The 19,789-nt window shown below is 66.4% G+C and carries 16 protein-coding genes; 6 read left to right on the forward strand and 10 right to left on the reverse strand.

Annotated features, from left to right (window positions below; genetic code table 11):
- Window positions 1-4: 4 nt before the first annotated feature.
- The 4 genes from ASC79_RS15335 to ASC79_RS21155 form a co-directional block, all read right to left on the reverse strand.
- Window positions 5-1,177, reverse strand: coding sequence for a cysteine desulfurase family protein (locus ASC79_RS15335; RefSeq protein WP_056022691.1), 1,173 nt, complete (start codon window positions 1,175-1,177; stop codon window positions 5-7).
- Window positions 1,174-3,168 carry a hypothetical protein gene (locus ASC79_RS15340; protein WP_056022689.1) on the reverse strand — a complete coding sequence of 665 codons (1,995 nt, stop codon included), beginning with the start codon at window positions 3,166-3,168 and terminating at the stop codon, window positions 1,174-1,176. The genes ASC79_RS15335 and ASC79_RS15340 overlap by 4 nt, the downstream gene beginning before the upstream one ends.
- On the reverse strand, window positions 3,165-5,525 hold the full coding sequence (locus ASC79_RS15345; RefSeq protein ID WP_056022686.1) for an ATP-binding protein: 2,361 nt from the start codon (window positions 5,523-5,525) through the stop codon (window positions 3,165-3,167). The genes ASC79_RS15340 and ASC79_RS15345 overlap by 4 nt, the downstream gene beginning before the upstream one ends.
- Window positions 5,526-5,805: 280 nt before the next feature.
- Window positions 5,806-6,756 (reverse strand): hypothetical protein, encoded by a 951-nt coding sequence (locus tag ASC79_RS21155; protein WP_156378396.1) that lies wholly within the window; start codon window positions 6,754-6,756, stop codon window positions 5,806-5,808.
- 498 nt (window positions 6,757-7,254) lie between these two features.
- Here ASC79_RS21155 and ASC79_RS21160 point away from each other — a divergent pair, with 498 nt between their 5' ends.
- From ASC79_RS21160 to ASC79_RS21545, 4 genes are all read left to right on the forward strand, one after another.
- The gene (locus ASC79_RS21160) at window positions 7,255-7,710 is read left to right on the forward strand and encodes a hypothetical protein (protein ID WP_156378395.1); all 456 of its coding nucleotides are present in this window, start codon (window positions 7,255-7,257) and stop codon (window positions 7,708-7,710) included.
- A 286-nt stretch (window positions 7,711-7,996) separates the two neighbouring features.
- Window positions 7,997-8,566 carry a DUF4304 domain-containing protein gene (locus ASC79_RS15355; protein ID WP_056022681.1) on the forward strand — a complete coding sequence of 190 codons (570 nt, stop codon included), beginning with the start codon at window positions 7,997-7,999 and terminating at the stop codon, window positions 8,564-8,566.
- A 421-nt stretch (window positions 8,567-8,987) separates the two neighbouring features.
- The gene (locus ASC79_RS15360) at window positions 8,988-9,641 is read left to right on the forward strand and encodes a 2OG-Fe dioxygenase family protein (protein WP_082532222.1); all 654 of its coding nucleotides are present in this window, start codon (window positions 8,988-8,990) and stop codon (window positions 9,639-9,641) included.
- Between the two features lie 91 nt (window positions 9,642-9,732).
- Window positions 9,733-11,394 carry a glycosyltransferase family 4 protein gene (locus tag ASC79_RS21545; RefSeq protein ID WP_056022676.1) on the forward strand — a complete coding sequence of 554 codons (1,662 nt, stop codon included), beginning with the start codon at window positions 9,733-9,735 and terminating at the stop codon, window positions 11,392-11,394.
- Window position 11,395: 1 nt separating this feature from the next.
- On the opposite strand, the gene tauD is transcribed toward ASC79_RS21545, so the two are convergent.
- Genes tauD through ASC79_RS15380 form a run of 3 tightly spaced genes read right to left on the reverse strand, consistent with a single transcriptional unit; the run spans window position 11,396 to window position 14,233 of the window.
- Complete coding sequence (tauD, locus tag ASC79_RS15370; protein WP_056022672.1) at window positions 11,396-12,274, reverse strand: taurine dioxygenase; 879 nt, start codon at window positions 12,272-12,274, stop codon at window positions 11,396-11,398.
- A 54-nt stretch (window positions 12,275-12,328) separates the two neighbouring features.
- Window positions 12,329-13,588, reverse strand: a complete 1,260-nt coding sequence (locus ASC79_RS15375) for a DUF445 domain-containing protein (protein ID WP_056022669.1) — start codon at window positions 13,586-13,588, stop codon at window positions 12,329-12,331.
- Window positions 13,589-13,594: 6 nt separating this feature from the next.
- Window positions 13,595-14,233 carry a type II toxin-antitoxin system HicB family antitoxin gene (locus ASC79_RS15380; RefSeq protein ID WP_056022666.1) on the reverse strand — a complete coding sequence of 213 codons (639 nt, stop codon included), beginning with the start codon at window positions 14,231-14,233 and terminating at the stop codon, window positions 13,595-13,597.
- A gap of 113 nt (window positions 14,234-14,346) precedes the next feature.
- Between ASC79_RS15380 and ASC79_RS15385 the strand changes: the two genes are divergently transcribed.
- Window positions 14,347-14,616, forward strand: a complete 270-nt coding sequence (locus ASC79_RS15385) for a hypothetical protein (RefSeq protein WP_156378394.1) — start codon at window positions 14,347-14,349, stop codon at window positions 14,614-14,616.
- Here the strand turns inward: ASC79_RS15385 and ASC79_RS15390 are convergent.
- Complete coding sequence (locus tag ASC79_RS15390; RefSeq protein WP_056022655.1) at window positions 14,613-15,386, reverse strand: sialate O-acetylesterase; 774 nt, start codon at window positions 15,384-15,386, stop codon at window positions 14,613-14,615. The two genes, ASC79_RS15385 and ASC79_RS15390, sit on opposite strands and share 4 nt — an antisense overlap.
- Before the next feature lie 100 nt (window positions 15,387-15,486).
- On the opposite strand from ASC79_RS15390, the gene ASC79_RS15395 reads away from it, so the two are divergent.
- On the forward strand, window positions 15,487-16,680 hold the full coding sequence (locus ASC79_RS15395) for an MFS transporter (protein ID WP_156378393.1): 1,194 nt from the start codon (window positions 15,487-15,489) through the stop codon (window positions 16,678-16,680).
- On the opposite strand, the gene ASC79_RS15400 is transcribed toward ASC79_RS15395, so the two are convergent.
- On the reverse strand, window positions 16,665-17,903 hold the full coding sequence (locus ASC79_RS15400; RefSeq protein ID WP_056022649.1) for a glycosyltransferase family 4 protein: 1,239 nt from the start codon (window positions 17,901-17,903) through the stop codon (window positions 16,665-16,667). The genes ASC79_RS15395 and ASC79_RS15400 overlap by 16 nt on opposite strands.
- A complete protein-coding gene (locus ASC79_RS15405; RefSeq protein WP_056022646.1) occupies window positions 17,900-19,783 on the reverse strand; it encodes a hypothetical protein in 1,884 nt (627 codons plus the stop codon). The genes ASC79_RS15400 and ASC79_RS15405 overlap by 4 nt, the downstream gene beginning before the upstream one ends.
- Window positions 19,784-19,789 lie beyond the last annotated feature (6 nt).

Raw genomic sequence — 19,789 nt, forward strand, 5'->3', positions numbered from 1 at the left:
CAGCCTACTGGCGAACCTCTCCAGTAGCAAGCCGGGAGCGGCCCGCTGCAAGGACGATGAGATCTACTGCACGCTCGATCTCATGATATTCTAGGTAACGGTGACAGAATAAGCGAACGACGCTCCTAGCGTCGATGTCAGCTAATCCCATTGCCCGAAGTACGTGGGACGAATTTAACTGTCCCGACGTACAAGCCGAGCCTGTAGACATTGACACGAACTTGGCCACCGCCGAGCATAGTGCGTCCGCATCTACATTCTGGAGCGAGAGGGCCAAACTTCCGGGGACAACAGGGTGGCCGTGGGTGATTATCCGCGATCTGAGCTGCCGCTGACTTAGGCCCGTGTGGAGGGCCGTCGCCATAGCTCTGCCGTAGCTCTCGCTTGACGCCAAGTGGCTTTCGGCAAGTCGAGCAGCCGCACCAAAACCTGCGATCAGCGCCACAGGCTCCGTTCCAGGCCGTAGGCCAGCTTGTTGGCCGCCGCCGAAAATGAGTGGCGCGGGAAGGGGCGCGCCGGCCGAGATGTAAAGCGCCCCCACCCCCATGGGTCCATATAGCTTGTGGGCGGAGAGACTGAGGTAATCGACATCCAGGTCGGCAACGTCCACGGGGATTTTGCCGGCCGCCTGCGCGGCGTCGCAGTGGAAGAGCACGTCCGCTGCATGAGCCAGAGCGGCCGCTTCGCGAACCGGCTGAATGCCGCCGGTCTCATTATTCACCAACATCACCGAAGCGAGGAGGACAGAGCCGTCCATGAGGTTGCCGAAGGCGACCAGATCTAGTCGCCCCGCTTCATCGACAGGCGAGAGCACGACTTCGAAACCTGCTCGCTGGAGGGAGGCAGCGGACTCCAGAACCGACTTATGTTCGATTGCAGAGATAACAATCCGCCGACGGTTCGGCTGCGCGTCATGGAGAGCCCGCGCAACGCCGATGAGCGCCAGGTTGTTCGCCTCAGTAGCCCCGGAAGTGAAAACGACCTCAGACGGCGCCGCGCCGATCAGAGCGGCGACGGCGGTGCGCCCTGCAGCGACCGTGGCGGCCGCGGTCTCGCCCGCCAGGTTCGCTGACCCCGCGTTCCCTGGCGTCGACCAGGCGGCGAGCATGGCGTCACGTGCTTCGGGAGCTAGAGGCAGAGTCGCGAAGCCGTCCAAGTAGATCGGGGCGGCCGTCATAACTCATCCTCCGTGAGCGGGGCGGGCGGGTCTGCGACGACGAGGCCTCGTTGGACGGCGTCCTGGCGACGCGGAGCGTCTTCGTCCGCCTTGTCCTTCACGTGGATCAATAAGCCCGCCTTGCGGTTGGCACCTGCCAAGACGGCTTCGACGTCAGGCAGGTTCCAACCCACCACGGCCATGAGGCCGAGGCCTTCAGCCACGGAGAGGATCGGGGCCCACTTGGGGCCCACGTTGTCCAAGTTCAGGCCCTTGGCAATCTTCTGAGCAAGCTCGTTTTCAGATCGGATGTGGTCAAAGGCAGCCTTGGCTGCCGGAAGGATCGTGGCGGGATCGACTCCGCCAAGCGCCTCTTCAACGCCGTCCCAAGCGCCCTCGCTCATCACAAGCCGGATCGCAGGCTTGGCCTTGTCGTCCCGCCCGACGAAACACACCGCGCCTTCGTCCAATGCAGCGACCACAAGGCGTTGCGGCTTGGTGTCGACGCCCGCCGTGAAAACCTCAAGGTCGACGGAAAACGACGCGGGCATGGGCGCCAGCAGTCCCACGCGGCCTAACCCCGACAACAACTTCTGCTGCAATTCGAGGGCGTGCGCCTCACGCAGTCGCGCTGCGATACGCAGAAGACCGTTGTCGAAAGCCTGCTGCAGCTGGTCCCAGGAGACCGTGTCGATGTGTTTCGTCCGCCACTTGATCCAGCGCCGCTCGCCATCGATGTCGATGACGGGAGTTCGCGCGTCAGACCCGTAAGCCCAGTCTTTCAGTCCGAAGGGGCGCACGTCTCCGACCATGAATAGTATGCGGGGGGCGCCGCCACGCTGCAGGTCGCAGGTGGGCGTCATGACGACAAGAACCTGGTCTGCGGCCAAGTCGACCAGCAAGCTTTCCTTCAAGGCGGCTAGGGACTCGGGGGCACCTGGACACAGGATATCGCCGAAGGTGACCAGACCTTCGGTTGATCCAGGCAGATCGAGCCGCTCAGCGTTTTGAGTCAAGGTGCGAACGACTAGGTCCTGCAGGTCTGGCGAACCGGCCACATGGGGCGGCGGGTACGACGACGCGGAGAAGGTGTTCAGGGCTTTCGCTGCCTCAATGATCCCCCCGTCTCCCTCCAGCTCGTGGGCAAACACACGATCAAAGACGTCGACAAGATAACTGCCGGTGGGCTCCCCTTCAGTATCAAGCAGCAGCCTTTGCAGCTGGCCTAAGTCGGAAAGGCGCAAACGGCGGAAGTGGGTGAGCGTTCGGCGTGCGGCGCTGTCTAAGCCAGCCGCCAACGCATCGACGAACCCCGCTAGCTTCTGGGTGTCTTCGAGGTGCTCGGCGAGCCGCTCGATCTGACGTTCGAGCAGTGCGCCCGTATCCAGCTCGGGCTTGGCGATAATCCGAAAGCCAGAGTCCAAGAGGCCGACCTCGTCTCGAAATTCATCCCGCTTCATGGCCAGGCGGGGGCTTCGCGACATCAGGATAACCAGAGGCGCTGGCGCACCGCGGGACTCAAGCGCGTCGCGCAACAGCGTTTTTGACGCTTCAAGATCAGCATCGCCCTGGCCATGGCCTAAGAACAAATCGATCAGGATCAGATCGACGTCCTGAGCCGCGGCGGTGAACTCGCGCCCAGCCGTGACGACCTCGAGGCCCAAGACCTCCAGCTTGGCTTTCGCTACTTCGACATAGCGTACGTCAGCGGCGCGCCCGCCCTGATAGGCTTCAAAAAGCGGTCCAAGGAGGTCGGGGAATTGTGTCTTAAGCGCCCACAAGGCTGCGACGAAGAGATCGTCACCCACCAGGTCGTCAAGGCGCCGATCCTTGGCGTCAGCGTAGAGTGCCGCAATCTCGGTGCGCAGCGCATCAGTCCAGTCGTCCCCGAAGACAGTCCATTGCTCGTTGGCCTCGCCCACGTCCTGCGCGCGCGGAATTTCGTCGAATGCGTCATCAACGATCAGGACGCGACGAACGCCGCGCTCTTGTAACAGATCGGCCAGGCTCACTGCTGCGCGCCCTGCGGGAGCTCAAGGACGAAACGGTGCAATCGTCCTGTGGCGGGATCCTTGAGGTCCTCCAACTCCAGACGCCCCCCATGGTGTGCGGCCGCTTCACGGGCGATGAAAAGGCCAAGCCCGCGCCTGCGTTTGGTGTCGCGCAGTGAAAAGAACAATTTGAAGATAGTTTCGCGGTTCTCAGGCGCGACCCCTTTTCCGTTATCCTCAAAGACCAGGGTCGGCGGGTCCGACCTCACCGCTATGCGAATTTCTGGAGCGAAGCTCTCGCGCTCGCCGCGAATGTCCAGCCAGTAGACCGAGTTCGAGATCAAGTTCTCGACGATCTGGACGATCATGCCTTTCACCGCCCGAACCCTTACCGGGCGATCGGGTAGGGAAATGATCGGCTTGATTTGGTGGCGTGCAAACTGAGTCTGGTGAGCCTCGACGGCGTCCTTGACCAGCTCGTCGAGCGTGAACAGTTCCGTGCGCTGCCGGCCGGACACGCTCATCGGGTCAAGGACTCGGACGCGCTTATTCACGCTCTTCATCTCGGCGTGCAGAGTGGCGAACTGTGCGCGCAGCCGATCTGGCACGTCCTTCCCCTTAAGCCCGTCGAGAGCGCGCAAGGCGTTTTCCGTCGCGCGCGCTAGCTCGTGTGCGACGACTTCGACCATCAGCCCGACACCGGCCATCTCGACCATCTGGCGGGATTCCTGCTCGACTTGCTCGATCCGCGCGCGTGCTCGGGCAGCGAAATCTGAAAACTCGGCCAGGGTCTGCTGCAGGTCCTCGACGTCGTCGAGCGCGGCTCCCGACGACAGTCGGCGAAGGCGCGCGATTGCGGCCTTAGCGCGATCTTCCAAACTCTGCACGCGGGTCTTGGCATCGGAGAGGTCGATCTTCTGACCTTTGTACTGGCGCTCAACATCCCGCAGGAACCCGCCGAGGCGGTCCTGAACGGCGTATCGAAGTACTTTCAGCATCACCTGCTGCTCAGGCGTCACGCGCAAACCTTCTCGGTTCGTCTGATCGAGGAGGGCAGGGTTACCGACCCGCGAAATGTTCACGCGGCCGATGAACTGGGTCTTGTTGAGTGTGTACCCCGACCGGCGAAGCGCTGAACGGTCGAGGTCCAACCAGTCGTCATCATCGTCGCCGTAAGGGAATACGCGGAACTGATCTCGGAAGAGCAGGATGCCGGACCAGCGCGCTTGCTCGTCTCGGATCGCCATGGATTGGCCAGTGGTATCCGTTCGCAGCAGCCGGCGGCGATTGAACCAATGCGCTTCGAAAGTGAACGAGCCGACGCTCTCCAGCGCGTCGTCGTCGATGTCCCCGTCTTTTCCGATCACCAACCCTTCGAGGTCGGCGCGCGACAGAGTGATGACTTCCTTCTCAAGAGGATGTTCAAAGTCCAGGTCAATGGCCTCGCTGGTGATCACCAGCTGCGGCTCTCCCTCGACGACCTGATAGACCCCGCTGACGCGAGCGTGCGCGGCGTCCAACAGCGCCTTTGGCATGGCCGCGATTGCGATGCGGTTGTCGTTATTCCAGAACACGGCCACGCGGGGTCGGGCGCCTGCATCCGCGAACGGGTCGGTCAGCCTCGCGAAGTCCTTCCCCGCCATCTCCCGGACCCTGGCTTCGGTCCAGTTCTCCATCAGGTCGGCGATGATGATGGTCGTGCCTGACCAAGCGGCTGTGGGCTTCGGTCCGCCGACGGTCGGCGCGACTGGAATCTCGTCCAGCATCGCGTCGACATTGTTGAAATCCTTCCAGTTGATCGTGAGGAGGTTAAGCGCAGGATCCTCAGCGCGCGCTGTCTCGACCCTTAGATGGTCCCCAAGCCGCATTGCGGATAACCGCCCGATTCCCTTCTCGCCCAGGAAAGGGCTCCGCGATGCGCCGCCGGCGATCGCGGCCTCGACAGCTTTCTTGCGCGAACCCGTACCGATGACGAGGAAGGTCTTCGTCAGGTCTTCCGCGGACATCCCCGAGCCGGTGTCGCTGACGCGGATGGTGTTGAAGCGCCGCTGACCGCGCCGAAGAGCCGTCTTCAGTTCATCGAGGTCCGTCGCCTTATCGATGAGCGCGCGGAATCCGGCCTTTGCTACATCAGTGGCGCTCTCAAGAATTTCTTCCTCGACTGCTGCCTTGTGATCCTCAAGTTTCCCGCCCCGAGTTATCGCGCGGATCAGTGTCGACACTGAATGTTTGGGAATGACGATGTCGAACCGGACCTCGACCCCGTTCTTGGTACGGGCATCGAAGCCGTTCTTAATCAGTTCATAGAACGCGATGATATCCGAGCTGATGAGCTCGGATCCCAGTTCAAGGACAGTTCTGGCTGTGATTCTAAACAACTTAACACGCGCTCCCGACAACCTTCACGCTAGATGGGAGCGAGCGCCGCGCCAAGGGGGACGGTGTTCGCTCAAGGACCTGACGCCCCTGCGCGCAACGCCTTTTGGCACTGCGTTATGCTGCAGTGAAGGACCGCTTTTCGGCCGTGTCTCAATGTCCGCTGTTGGCGGCGCCAAGCGGCCGTTTCGACATCGACTTAGTCGACCGTCACCTTCAAGCAGCGAACAACTCCGAGAGGGCGCGATCGTCAGATGAAACTGCTCTGCTGAGGTTCTGCAGCTAGACCGGGGGCGGCGGCCAACGGGTGGTTGTTAGGAACAACCCGCGCGCCGCCTGCCGATCGACCAAAGCCGCGCTATGCTGTGACCGTAAGTGGTCCAGCCAGCGGGCCCATTCGGGGCGTTCAGGAGTGATGACAAAGCGACCGCCGTCGGTGTTCGGCGCGCCGGCGAATTCTGCAAACAGCCGCTGCCGCAGGTAGGGAAGCATCAGCTTAGGCTCGCGAGTATGTCCGCGCCCCGCTCGGTAGACTCCGGCGAATTGCACCGCCGTTTTCTGATCGTCCGCAGCGAGGCGAGCAAACAGCTTTGCAGCTAGATCCCGCTGTCGCGGACGTTCGCGCTCGGGCCAATCGCCCCAAAATGCCAAAAAAGCCGCGCTTCCGTCGGTAGCTCGCTCATCAGTGCGGCGTCGGCCGTTCGGGGGAGTGGGGGGGATTTCAGTAGTTTGTATATTTCTATTTTTAGTAAGATGCCGCTTTCCGGGATCCCGAATTTGGGGACGCGGTGACGCCACCGTTTCCCGGTTTTCGGGACGCGGTGCGTTCGGACCGGGCTTGCTCTGCGCTGCCGCGGCTTCGCAAGCTGGGCGCTCGCCCCTGAGTTCCGCTTTGAAGGCGGCCGGGTCTACGAGCGGCTCGTCGAACACATAGTATGTCAGGCGGTGAAACCGCCCGTGGCAGAGTTCTTCAACGGCGATGACGTAGGAAGACGCTTTGAGCTCTTTGATCACCGCGTAGCATTTGTTTCTGCCGCACGGCCGATCGCCCGTTCCCAGCAGCCGACGAATATCATTGATCTGGAGCTGCCAATCGTCGGGTTTTGACAGCAGATATATCAAGGCAATCCGAGCGTCAGGGCTCAGCGTTCGGTGATCGATTATGTCATTGGAAATCGCCGTGTAGCGCGCATTTCGACGGCCGCGGCGGACGAGCGGCAGCTTGTCATCCATGGCGCGAAATCAGCCAATGATAGTTTGCAGCCGTGTGCGAATGGCGAGTGAATTCAACGAGGCCGTACAGGCCGGGTTTGCGGAAAAGTCGAAACCTTCCAAAGGCTTGCGGCAGCCTACGAATCTGAGGGTCGGACGTTCGAATCGTTCCGGGCGCGCCATTTCTTCTTTAGAAGATCAGTCGGTTATGTCTGCCCGCCGCCCTAAGGGGCTGATGATGGCGCGGCCGCACGACTGTAAGAGTCAGCCAGTTCGTTGATCTGCCGGACATTTCTGGCGCAGGCAATCTGAGGCTCGTCTAGCCGGCCGAGGACTGCGCACGATTGTGAGAAGCTGCAGGGGCGTCGATCAGTGCGCCGCGCCACCCGCGTTGAGCGGATAAAGCCTGCGCCAAGAAGCTCGCGAATCTGAAGTCTGCCTATCGTAGCGGCTCAGCCGCTGCGCGCCTGATGCCGCACGTCTGCGCGGCACTCTAAAACCAGCGATTGGAGAGAGGTCTTGGCCGGAACTGGCTCGTACGCTCGGGGCGATCAACCCCGCAGCGTTCCCGATACACACGCGTATCCCTACGCGAGGTTGGTCACGCAACAGCGCGTATACAACGCACATCAAGCAGCGAAACTGGAACGCCGCCGCAGCGGCGCCGGTGCGGTCGCGCCGAAGCCCGCCTCCGGGCAACATGCCGCTGTCGTTCCGCTACCGGACCGGATGTACTGGGGTTCGGACGCCGACATCGCCGAACTCCGTCGGCAGCAAGCCGAATTCAAGAAGACTAAGCGCGCCATCAGCCGGGAGAACGCTTGGATGGCGGTTCCCGCTTTAGCGCCTGTAGCGGCTGTCATGGGCTTGGAGGGCGCAGCTTACATCGCGGGGCGTCTCGCGCCGGCCGTGGCCCAACGGGCGCCGCTCGTGCTTCAGCGGGCCGACCCTAATCTGCGGGTGGGCGACAACTAGGCGACGCGCGCCGGGCGGCGCGCACACGCAGCGCTGCGGGAGCGCGTGGCGCAGAAGCCGGCGTGGGAGCCTGAACTGACTATACCGTTGAAAGGCGGTAGGATTTTGAGGCCTGATGTGCGCACGCCGCCTCGGGTTCGACGTTCGGGAATGAACCAGAGCCATTCCAGATGGAACTCAAGCCGAACACGCCGTCGGGGCGCGCAGCCGCTGCGCGGGCCGTCAAGAAGTACGAACCCACAGGCGTGAAGACCCGCCCCATCTTCTATAATCCGAAGCCGTTCATATGACCCGCCCATCCTACACGACGGCGCTTGATCGGGCGCTGCAGCCGCTGGGGTTTGCACGCGAAGGGAGGGATTGGCGTCGGCTCCGAGGAGAAATCCAGGACTGGGTGAATCTCCAAAAGAGCTGGATAGACGGGAGCATGACCGTCAACCTGTTTGCAAAGAACCTCGAAACCGAACGGATTATGAGGTCGATCGCGTGCGACGAGGAACTGGGCGTCAGGCAGTCTGGCCAGCGGATTGGCGCATTGATCGACGGTCGGGATCGTTGGTGGAAGAATAATCCCAACGGTCCGGCCGAGGTAGCTAAAGCTGTGCAGGTCTACGGCATCCCGTGGTTCGAGCGAGTTCAATCCCTCGAGGACGAGGCTTCGAAGTGGTATGGTCGGGGCACGACGGGATCGTGGAGCAAGCCGAATCTCACGGTGCTGGCCGTAACGCTTTTTCGACTCGGGGCCCTGGAAGAAGCGCTTGCTCTCTTCGATGAATCCGTGCCGAAGACCGCAAACCCGATGTTGGTTACCGAAGGCAGATGCGTACAGCGTTGGCTTCATGGCCAACGCAGCTGAGGGGCGGCGGCCGACTGATTTTCGACGGTAGCGTGAACCGCGTACTGCTTTTGCAGAGCGGCCAGATGCTCGAGCCCCGCCCAGAGCCTTAGCGTTGCTTCGGCAGTATGTTTGACGCGCACGCGTTCACGCTGAAACGCGACGGCTGCCCCTGAGTGAGTTAGGGGGCTCTGGTACGCCGCGAGTGTTGTAACCAACTGACCTAGAAGAGAATTACGCGAGACTACGAACCTGTGGGTCGGACGTTCGCGTCGTTCCGGGCGCGCCGCCGCGGCGGGCTTTGCTTTCTCGCGCGACGCGCGTGTCTTGAATGTCCTCGCGAAAGGCATAGCTGCGGTGCGCCGAGGGGAAAGCGCCGTTGCTTGATGACTTGAGATTGCAGGTGGCCAGGGACGGGTTCGCGCGGGTGCGGGGGCCGCAGATGCGCCGTCTGATCGGCGAAGCCGCCTTGGCCGACTGGGCGACCTATGCGCAGAGCTGGGACGATCTGGCGGTCGACCAGTACATGGCCGACGGCGGACGCTATCGGCGGCGCCGCTACGCCACGCTGGAGGCCGCCTCCGGCGCCGTCAGCCGACAGGTCCACCAGCCGCACTTCCAGAGCCTCGACTACAACAGCCTGAACGGCGGCGTGGAGCGCTGGTTCGAACCGATCACCGCAGCGGTCAGCGACATGCCGCTGACCCGCCGGATCATTGATCTGTCGCTGGACGTGTTCGGCGACGTGGCCGGGCCGGCGCCTGGCTTTCCCTGGCGCACGGAGATGCACCAATTCCGAATCGAGGCGAGGGCTGGCGAGTCGGGCCGCCCAACGCCGGAGGGCGCACACCGCGACGGCGTCGACTGGGTGCTGGTCATGCTGGTCGCGCGCGAAAACGTCGCGGCCGGGGTCACCGACATCTTCGACCCGGCTGGCAGGTCCCTGGGCAGCTTTACGCTGCTGGAGCCGCTGGACGCCGTGTTCATCGACGACCGGCGGGTGTTCCACGGGGTCACGGCGATTGAGCCCGTCGACCCTGCGCGGCCAGCCTATCGCGACGTGCTGGTGACCACCTTCCGAAGCAGGCCGTCCTAGTCAGCTTGGCTCGGGCCGGCGGCTGTGCGAGACCACCGGTGAGGGGTTCGGCCGCGGTAGAGACGGCGACTTCGAACTGGGGAACGTCGCCTTGGCACGCAGCATCGCGCTCTATCATCCGTCCGCCGGCGTGCGGCCGAAGAACAATCCGTTCGGCAAGGACGTCGCCAACGTCGAGCTGTTCAAGGCGGTGCTGCGCTATGCCGACGTCGATCGCGTCGACTTCCTGACTGGTGCGCAGGTCGCTCCAGCGGACCTGGTCATGGGGCTGACCCCGGGTGAGGTCGCGCGGCCGCAGGTGACCACGACTCACCTGCTGGACATGGGGCCGGCCAAGGACGCCGGGGCCATGGTGCGCGGCGTGCCGGAACTGACCGACATGGCCTGGCTGCGCCGTCAGGTAGGCCTGGAGAACACCTACAGCCTCGTGGGCATGGTCCACACCCTGGCGCCGCCCGCCATGCGCGAAATGATCGCCAAGTCCGCGGTGGCGCCGATGCAGCCCTGGGACGCGTTGATCTGCACCTCGCCGGTCGTGCAGGCGTCGCTGACCGAGATGTTCGACGAGTGGACCGGCTATCTCGCCGATCGTTATGGCGGGACCAAGCAGATCCGTCCGCACCTGCCGCTGCTGCCGCTGGGCGTAGAGGGCTCAGCCTTCGCGGCGCTGGCCGATCGACCCGACGTGCGCGCGGCGACCCGCGAGGAGCTCGGCGTTGGGCCCGACGACATCGTGGTGATGTGGGTCGGGCGGCTGTCGTTCTTCGAGAAGGCCTTCCCGCAGCCGATGTTCCGGGCGGCCGAGGAGGCGGCGCGGGCGACGGGCGTGAAGGTGCACTTCGCGCTGGTCGGCTGGTTTCCGGACCCTGTCGGCCATCGGGCGATGTACGAGGAGGCCGTGCGGGCCTATGCGCCTTCGGTCAGCGTCCACTACCTGAACGGCAACGACAGCGATCTGGTCGGCAGGATGTGGGCGGCGGGCGACATATTCCTGTCGCTAGTGGACAACATCCAGGAAACCTTCGGGATAACGCCGCTGGAGGCGATGGCGGCTGGGATGCCGGTCGTGGCCAGCGACTGGGACGGCTATCGCTTCACGGTCCGCGACGGGATCGACGGGTTCCTGGTTCGCTCGCTGGGCGGGCCGGTAGGGGCTGGCCAGGGCATGCTCAACCGCCATCTGCACATGGGGATGACCTATCAGTCCTATGTCGGCTCGATCGCGCAGCATACGGCGATCAATGTCGGCGACGCGGCGGCGCGGATCGCCGAGCTGATCGCCTCGCCGGACCTGCGGGCCAGGATGCGCGAGGCCGGCCGCCGGCGCATCCGCGAGACCTTCGACTGGAAGGTGGTCGTCGCCGGCCTGCAGGAACTCCTGCGAGAGCTGGACGCGATCCGCATCGCGGCCGCGCCGGAGGAGCTGAAGTACCGGCGCAACCCGACCAAGACCGAGCCGTTCGGCGCGTTCGCGAGGTTCGCGACGACCGTGATGTCGCCCAACACCCGCGTCTGGGCGCGGCCGGGCGTCACCCTGGAAGACCTTGAACGCACCAGGTCGGTCCGCCTCGACGACTTCGCGGGCAACTGGCGCGCGTCTCAAGCCGACAGCGCCGCAATGCTGGCCCGGCTGATCGCCGAGGGCGAGCTGAGCATGCGCGAGCTGATCGCGCCGTTCCCGAATGCCCATCAGCAACTGCTGGGCATGTCCGTCGTCTGGATGTGCAAGCTCGGCCTGTTGGACTGGCGCTAGGCTACTCGGCGGCCGCCTTCACCCCAGCCGGCAGGCGCGAGCGGTGATAGGGGCGGTCGCCCAGCACCGTCGCCCGGTTCATGATGCGGCGATGGGGCAGGTAGTCGTTCACCGCATAGTGCTGGGTGACACGGTTGTCCCAGAAGGCGATGGCGTTCGGGCTCCAGCGCCAGCGGACCAGGAACTCCGGCTTCTGGATGTGCTCGAACAGCATGTTCAGGATCGCGTCGCTCTCTTTGCGGCGCAGGCCTTTGATCCGGTCGGTGAAGCCGTAATTGACGAACAATCCGTCCTCGCCGGTCTCCGGATGGGTGCGGATGACGGGGTGCAGGACCGGCGGGTTTTCGGCCACCGCCTTGGCGTGCTTCTCTGCGCCAGCGCCCGCCGCCACGATCCCACGTTGGGGAAAGCCGCGGGAGAAGTCGTGCACCGCGTCCAGGCCTGACAGGAACTCGCGGAAGGCCGGCGAGAGCGCCTCGTAGGCAGCCCTCATGCTGGACCAAATGGTGTCTCCGCCCGAGGGGGGCAGCAGCTTGGCGTAGAGGATCGAGGCCATCGGCGGCGTCTCGATGAAGGTGACGTCGGTGTGCCAGCTGTCGTTGTCGGTCGGGTTGTCCTTGTGGTTGTCGAGGATGAACAACTCGGGCGCCTCGGGCACTCCCGGATAGAGCGGATGGGTGTGCAGCGCCCCGAACCGCGCAGCGAAGTCGCGGTGCTGGACCGGGGTGATGTGCTGGTCCTCGAAGAACACCACCTGGTGCTTCAGGAACGCTTGGCGGATCTCGTGCAGCAGATCGTTGCTGACCGGCTGGGCGAGGTCGACGCCTTCGATCAGCGCCCCGATGGTCGGGGTCAAAGGGGTCACCTTGAACTGGGCCATGTCGAGTTCTCCGCGTGGTCGCCGCATCTAAGCGCGCGAAAGAGAACGGCGCTACTAGAGACCGAAGGCGCGGCTCGCAGAAAAGATCGCCAGTCCCACCAGCCCGCCTACAAGCGTGCCGTTCACTCGGATGTACTGCAGGTCCTTGCCGACCTGCAGTTCCAGCTTGTCGACCACGCCCTTGGTGTCCCAGCTGGCCACCACCTGGGCGACGAAGCCGCCGATCTCGTGACGGCGCGGGGCGATGACCTGACGCGCCAGGATCCGGGCCCATTCGTTGAGCCGGGCCTGGGCGGTCTCCTCGGTATGCAGCCACTCGCCGAGCGCCAGCAGCATCTGCTCGAGTCGCTCGGTCAGGCCTGCGCCGTCGCCGTCGACCAGGCGCTGTTCGATCTCGCGCCAGACGCCGGCCGCCTGTTCGCGCAGGGCGGGATCGGCCAGCAGCTTGGCCTTCAGGTCCTCGCCCTTGGCGATCAGGTCCGGATCGTGGGCCAGCCGCTCGATGAAGCTCTCGATCCAGGCCTTCAGCTCCTGGCGCCAGGGGTGCTCGGGCTCGCGCATCTCGATCAGCAGTTCGCCAAGGCCGGTGGTGACCTTCTGGGCGATCATCTTGTCGATGAACTTGGGCATCCACTTCCAGGACTTGGCCTCGACCTTGTCCTGGATGGTCTGCTCGTTGTCCTCGAGATAGGCCGCGAGCTTGTCGAGGCCCCAGTCGAAGGCGGCCTGGGACCGGCCCTCGTTCCAGAAGGCGGCCAGCAGCTTCGACGCCGTTGGCGCAGCCGGCACGGCCCGGAGCGCGGCGAGCGCGGCCGAGCCAGCGGTCTCGCGCAGCATGTCGCGCGGCAGCACCTTGAGGATGGTCGGGACCAGCCCCGAGAGCCGCTTGGCCAGCCGTCGCGCATGGCGCGGCTGGCGCAGCCATTCGCCGCCCCAGCGGGCGACTTCGATCTGCTTGAGGCGGCTGTCCAGGACGTCGACGGTCAGGAAGTTGTCGGCGATGAAGCCGCCCAAAGCCTCCCCGATCCGGTCCTTGTTGCGCGGGATGATGCCGGTGTGCGGGATCGGCAGGCCCAGCGGCCGGCGGAAGATGGCGGTGACCGCGAACCAGTCGGCGCAGGCCCCGACCATCGCCGCCTCGGCGAAGGCGCGGACATAGGCGAGCCAGGGCCAGTGGTCGTCGGCTCGGCTGGCGGCCACGAACACGACCGCCATCGCCACGAGAAGCCCGGTGGCGATGGCCTGCATGCGCTTGAGCTCACGCAGCTTGACGTCGTCACGCGACGCCGCGGTCGCAACAACCCCAGCGGCCATGCCGGTCTAGATCGCCGCGTCCGCGGGGCTGGCGTCGTCTTTGCGGGCCTCGGCCTCCTTGCGGCGAGCCATCGCGGCCGAAATGTTCTCGGCGGTCTTGCGGATGGTCTCGGTCACCTTGGCGTCGATGTCGTTGACGCTGCGGTTGAAGGCGGAATCGGGACCCAGGCTGTCGGTGATCTTGCGGCCGAGCACCGACCACTCGTCCTGAAGCTTGCGGGCGATAGCGTCGAAGTCCGCGCCGGTTCCCGCCCCGATCTTCTCGCCGAGCGCAGTGCGAGCGGCCGAGGCGATGAAGCCTGAGCGGCTCATGCCGCGGGTTTCGGCGGCCTGGTCGATGCGCTTGAGCAGCCGCTCGCCGATGGAGATGTTCACGCGCACAGGCGTGTCGTCCACCGCCACGTCGACAAGGAACGGCACGACGCCCGGCTCGGCGGCGATGGCCTCGATGCCGGCGGGTTTGGGCCAGTCTAGGCCTTCGTCGGTCAGCCGCTGCAGTTCCTTCTGCACGGCCTCGCGCGCGGCGACGACCAGGGCGGCGATGTCGGCGCCGTCGACGGTCAGGCCCGGAAGGTCGGGAAACTGAGCGGTGTAGCCGCCGGCCGGGGCGCTGCGGGTCAGGGCGACGAAAACGAGAGTGGTCATGGGGAGAATCCTCCGCGAATAAGCGAAGGATAGACGTTGTGTAGTTTTGCGCAAATTCAAGCCATCGTGTGCGTCTTGGCCGCAGGCGGCGGAATCATGCAATCAGACACCCCATGCCTAGCCCGCCCGGATTGCCTGAGTTCGACCTGCCGATGATCTTCGGCGACAGCATGGCTGGATTGGGCTTCCAGTCCGGCGTCGCGAGGCTCGCTTTCGCCGCCAATATCGCGGACGAAGCCGGCGACGAGCACAAGGTGAAGTCGGGCTATCTGATCCTGACGCCGAACTGCATGCTGGAGCTGCGCAGCCAGATCGATCAGATCCTGACCGAGCTCGAGCGCCAGGGCATCATCAGCTTCACGCCCGACCGGCTGGACGGCTAGGGCCGAACGGCGCGCTCATAGAAGCCGTCGCCCAGCCGAACCTGCCCCTGCGCGGTCAGGTGGACGCCGTCCGAAGGCTGTCGGTCAAACGGATCGGTGTCGGTCAGCGTCGTCTTGCGGTCGGCCGCGGTGATGGCGGCCTGGGCCGTGCGCACGGTCTCCCATCCAGCTCTCGCGCGCTCGGGGCGGTCGATCTGGCCGATGTGCACGACGGTTTCGCCGTCGCCCCAGCGGCTGCGCACTCGCGTGATGAAAGCAGCGAGGTTGGTCTTGTAGGCCCTGGCCTTAGCCGGCGTCTGGGCGTCGGTTTCACCCTGCATCCATAGGACCGCCAGGACCGGCGCGCGTACGCCAGCCTGCGTAAGGGCGGCCTTGGCGGCGTCGATTTCGGCCGTGGCGGCGTCCCACAGATCGCCCTGCGACTGCGGCGACCAGTCTCGCGCGGCAAGGTCGGCGGCAAGGCCGGTCTCGCCGCGGGCGTACTTGACCACGTAGAGCGGCGCGCAGGCGTGGCCCTGTCGCCAGCGGTAGGCGAATTGCGCCTCAGGTCCCCAGGTCTGCGGATTGTTCGGCGAGCCGGTGTTGGCGCCCGGCCGCATGGCGACGAAGGCCTGGTCCTGAGGGCTCCAGATCTTCACGGGCCCCGGCGGCCCGGTCAGATGCGGCGGCAGATCGGCGGCCCCAAGCGTGTAGCCCAGCGCGTTGGACTGGCCGGCCACGATCACCATGGCCGGATTGCAGTCGGCCGGGTCGGCGGCGGGAGTGTCCAAGGGCTGTCTGCTTTACTGACCGAACGCGATTACGAATTGTATAGTGGAGCCGCGCGACCTGTTCGACCAGATCCAGAGCGCTACGGGGGAGGGACTTGGCATGGCGGGCGCAAGACAGGCGAGTCCTGGACTTATCATCGCGATCTGTTTCGGCATCGCCGCGCTGGAAGGCTACGACATCCAGGCCTTCGGAGTGGCGGCGCCGCACATGGCGCCGGACCTGAAGCTTGGCCCCGCTGAGCTCGGCTGGGCGGGCAGCGCGGCGATGATCGGCCTCGTGATCGGGGCGCTATTCGGCGGGTGGGCGGCCGATCGCCATGGCCGGCGCCCGGTGCTGCTGGGCTCGGTGGCGCTGTTCGGGGTGTTTTCGCTGGCCACGGCGCTGGCGATCAATTTCGAGACGCTGACCCTGGCGCGGCTTGCCACCGGCCTCGGTTTCGGCGGGGCGATGCCCAACCTGATCGCCATCGCCACCGAGATCAGTCCCCCGCACCGCCGTGCGCTGACCACCACGAGCATGTTCTGCGGTCTGCCCGTGGGCGGCGCGCTGGTGGCGTTGGCCGCGCAGGTCGGCGAGCAGGTCGACTGGCGGATGCTGTTCATGATCGGCGGCGCGCTGCCGCTGATGCTGGTGCCGGTGGTCTACTTCCTGTTGCCGGAGACGCGCCCTGCGCGGTCGGACGCCCGTCCGCCGCCGCAGATGCTGAGCGGCCTGTTCGCCGACGGCCGGGCCTTTGCGACGATCATGATCTGGACGGTGTTCGCCCTCGACCTGCTGGTCACCTACCTGCTGCTGAACTGGCTGCCGCTGCTGGTGGTGGCCAAGGGCTTCACTGCGACGCAGGGCGCGTCGGCGGCCTTTGCAATGAACATCATGGCGGTGGTCGGCTCGCTGGTCCTGGGCTGGGGCGCGGACAAGATCGGATACCGCTGGCTGCTGATCGCGGTGTTCGGGGGCCTCGCCGCGGCGCTCTACGCGCTGGCGGCGGCGGACGGGATGCCGATAATCCTGGCGGCGTCCGGCGCGGCCGGATTCACCGTGATCGGCGGGCTCTATGTGCTCTACGCATTGGCGCCGATCTACTACCCGCCGCAGTTCAGGGCGGCCGGCGCGGGCGCGTCGGTGGCCGCCGGGCGGCTGGGATCGATCGTCGGGCCGCTGATCGCCGGCCAACTGCGCGCGGTGGGCTACGGCCCTGGCGAGGTGCTGAGCGCCCTGGCGCCGGTGGCGGTGGTGACGATGGCCGCGGTGTTCATGCTGACCACCTACGGCAAGCCCTACCGCGAGGACTGAGCCCTGCGGGCCGCGCCGGCGGCGGCGAGCGCGGCGCGCTGCACGCCGTCAGGAAGGGTGGAGAACCAGGCCTGCGGCGACAGGCGTTCGGCCACCCGGCGCTTTCCGGCCTCGGACAGCCGCTGGGCCAGGGCTGGGTCAGCGCGCAGGCGGCGGAGCGCCTCGGCCGCGGCGGCGACGTCCGGATCGGCCCAGGTCTGGCCGCGATAGATGCCCTGGGGATCGTCCACGGCGATCGGCTGCGAGGGGACGATCAGTGCGCAGGTCTCGTCCATGAAGTCGACATTGCCCGACCAGCCGGTCCCGATCACCGGCGTGCCGAGCGCCATGGCCTCGGCCATGGTCAGGCCGAATCCTTCGGCCCGGTGCAGAGAGATCAGCACGTCGGCCGACGCGATCAGGCTTTTGACCTGGGCGTAGGGCCAGACGACATCCAACACTTCGACGTTGGCCGGGGCCTGAGCGCGCAGGCGGGCCAGCAGGTCGGGGAAGGCCTGGCCGTTCTGGGTCTTGATGATCAGCCGCGCGGTCGGGTCGTCAGGGAAGGCCTGGGCGAAGGCCGCGATCATCGCCTGAGGATTCTTGCGGGCGGCCGAGGACTTGAAGTCGAACAGGGTGACGGCCGTGAACCGCGCATCGCGCGGCGCGGGGGCGATGTCGCGATAGTCCTCGATGAACAACGGGTGCGGCACCACGCGGACCGGGGCGGCGGCGCCGGACAGGGCCTGGCCGGTGAAGGCGCTGGGGACCCAGACTTCCTCCAGGAATGCGGCGTCCTTCAGCCAGGCCTTGGGCGCGCGGGGCAGTTCCCAGGCCCAGTAGCCATAGCGCGGGCCGCGGACGTTCTTGGGGCCGAGGAAGGCCAGGGCGGCCAACAGCTCAGGCGCGTTGACGTGGAAGATCCAGGGGCCCGGCGTGCGGGCGGCTTCCGAGGCGCCGATCCAGTCCAGCCTGGCCCCGGCGATGTCGACCTGCTCCACCGGCGCGCCCAGCGCCTCGAAGGCGCGCACGGCGAGCTTGGCCGAGGCGGCGATGCCGTAGGAGCCGCCGAAGTCGCCGACGACGCGGATCGGGCCGGCGGTCTGGTCGGCCGCGTGCGGCGCGCGGGCCTGATGGCGGACATAGGCCTCCAGGGCCGGGCCGAGGATCGGCTGGGCCAGGCGGCGGACCGGCTCAGGGGTCAGGGCGCGCCAGGCGCCGCGGGCGGTGGAGAGCAGGCTCATGCGCTGGCCGACTCCCAAGACACGCCCTGCGCCAGCAGCGCGACGGCGTCGGCGGGGATCAGGCCGGGCGCGGTGCGGAACACCAGCTTGCCGACCCGGGCCGGCGGATCGGCGGGCGCCCCCTGCGGCGTCCGGAAGCGGCCTGCGCCGGCGTCGAACACCAGCGCGTCGCCGCCGGCGGCGTCCGGCGTCCAGCGCTCGACGGCCAGCAGGGTGTTGATGATCCCGGCGGCCGGGGCGCGGCCCGCCTCGGCCGGCTCGCGGCGCACCGACAGCCGCGCGAGCTCGAAGACCGGATGGCTGTCGACCAGCGGCGGCAGGGCGGCGACGTCGACGCCGTACTCGGCCAGGCCCCCGCCGATCAGCCAGCGCAGGAAGGCGAAGCGGCCCTTGAAGCTGGTCAGCGGGAAGAGCCGCTGCAGGTCGCCGCGGCTCTCCCAGATCGACAGGAACAGGCGCGGGAAGGGCATGCCGCGGGCCAGGTCGCGGACCGGGGCGTTGAACCCCGAGCGCAGGGCGGTTCCCACCCATTGCGGCCAGGCGGCGCGATGGGCGAGGCCGTAGGCGGCGAAGCGGAGCTTGGCCTCCGACAGGTCGCCGGCCACCTGGCGCGCCGCGCGCAGCGGAAGCTCGGGGGCGGCGAAGGCCTCGGGCGGCGCCAGGCGCGCGGAGAACCGTCCCTCGATCGATTCCGGGCCGAGCAGCCAGGCCTTGAGGCCGGACTCGTCGGCGGCGAAGCGGTCGCGCAGGTCGCGCCGGGCGTGGGTGAGGGCGCCGACGGCCGGCGCCTCGGCAGCGCTGGTCAGCCAGCTGGTCAGTTCGGCCGAGCCGGAGAGCCAGGGACCGTCCAGTATCGGACCGAGCGGTTCGCGGATGACCTCGCCGGGGCGAACGGCGGCCCAGGCCTCGGCTGCGAGCGTCAGGCCGCCGCCGAAGTCCTCGCCGGCGCGGGCCGCGGCCAGCATCCGGCGGCGGGTCTCGCGCGGGACCAGCTCGCCCGACGGGAAGGCGCGGTGGGCGTAGGGAATGGCCGAGGCCTCGACATGGCCGTTGCGCAGCAGGGCGCCGGCGTAGTCGGCCAGCAGGGCGGCCAGATCCGAGCGCGGCGTGACCTTGACCCGGTCCTGGTGCTTGGAGAGCAGGTCAGGCCGCGCCGGGTCGAAACCAGAGAAGTGGAAGAAGGCCAGCGGCTCGCCGTCGACGGTCCAGCCGTCCTTGCCGCGGGCGACCTGGCGGCCCTCGAGGTTCCAGTAGGCTAGGTTGAGGGTCGGGGTGCGCAGGATGGCGATGTCGCTGACCAGGCCGGGCGCCAGGTCCATCCACTTCTGGTCGGTGAACAGGCCGGCGGCGAAGTCGACGCGGCAGTCGAAGCGCAGCTTCTCGGCCCACCAGTCCAGGAGGTCGAAGATCTGAGGCTCGGCCCGCATGGCGGCGAAGCCGAGGTTGTAGGAGCCCGACTGCAGGATCACGTGGTCGTTGGGACTGGCCTCGCCGCGCAGCGGGCGAGTGATGTGCGGCGTCAGCGCCAGCGGCGCGCGGGCCAGGCCTTCGCGCACGGCGTCGAGCGGTCGGTAGACCCAGATGTCGGGGTCGAAATAGGCGCCGGAGGTGACGCCCTCCTCGGCCAGCAGCGCCTTGAAGCATAGCGGCTTGACGGCGGTGTTGAGCTCCAGCGCGTCGTAGTAGGCGCACATGGCGGCGAACTCGGGCACGACGCTGGCGGCGTCGAGCGTGCGGATGCCGGGGTCCTTGAAGGCGATCGGGCCGTCGGTGGTCACCACGACGCGCCGGATGCCGGGCTCGATGGCGCCCAGGCTCTCCATCAGGCTGGCGGCCTGGGCGGCGTAATTGCGCGAAACGATCGTGAAGATGAAGTCCAAGGTCGC

It is taken from the genome of Phenylobacterium sp. Root1290, assembly GCF_001425305.1.
Classification (GTDB): domain Bacteria; phylum Pseudomonadota; class Alphaproteobacteria; order Caulobacterales; family Caulobacteraceae; genus Phenylobacterium.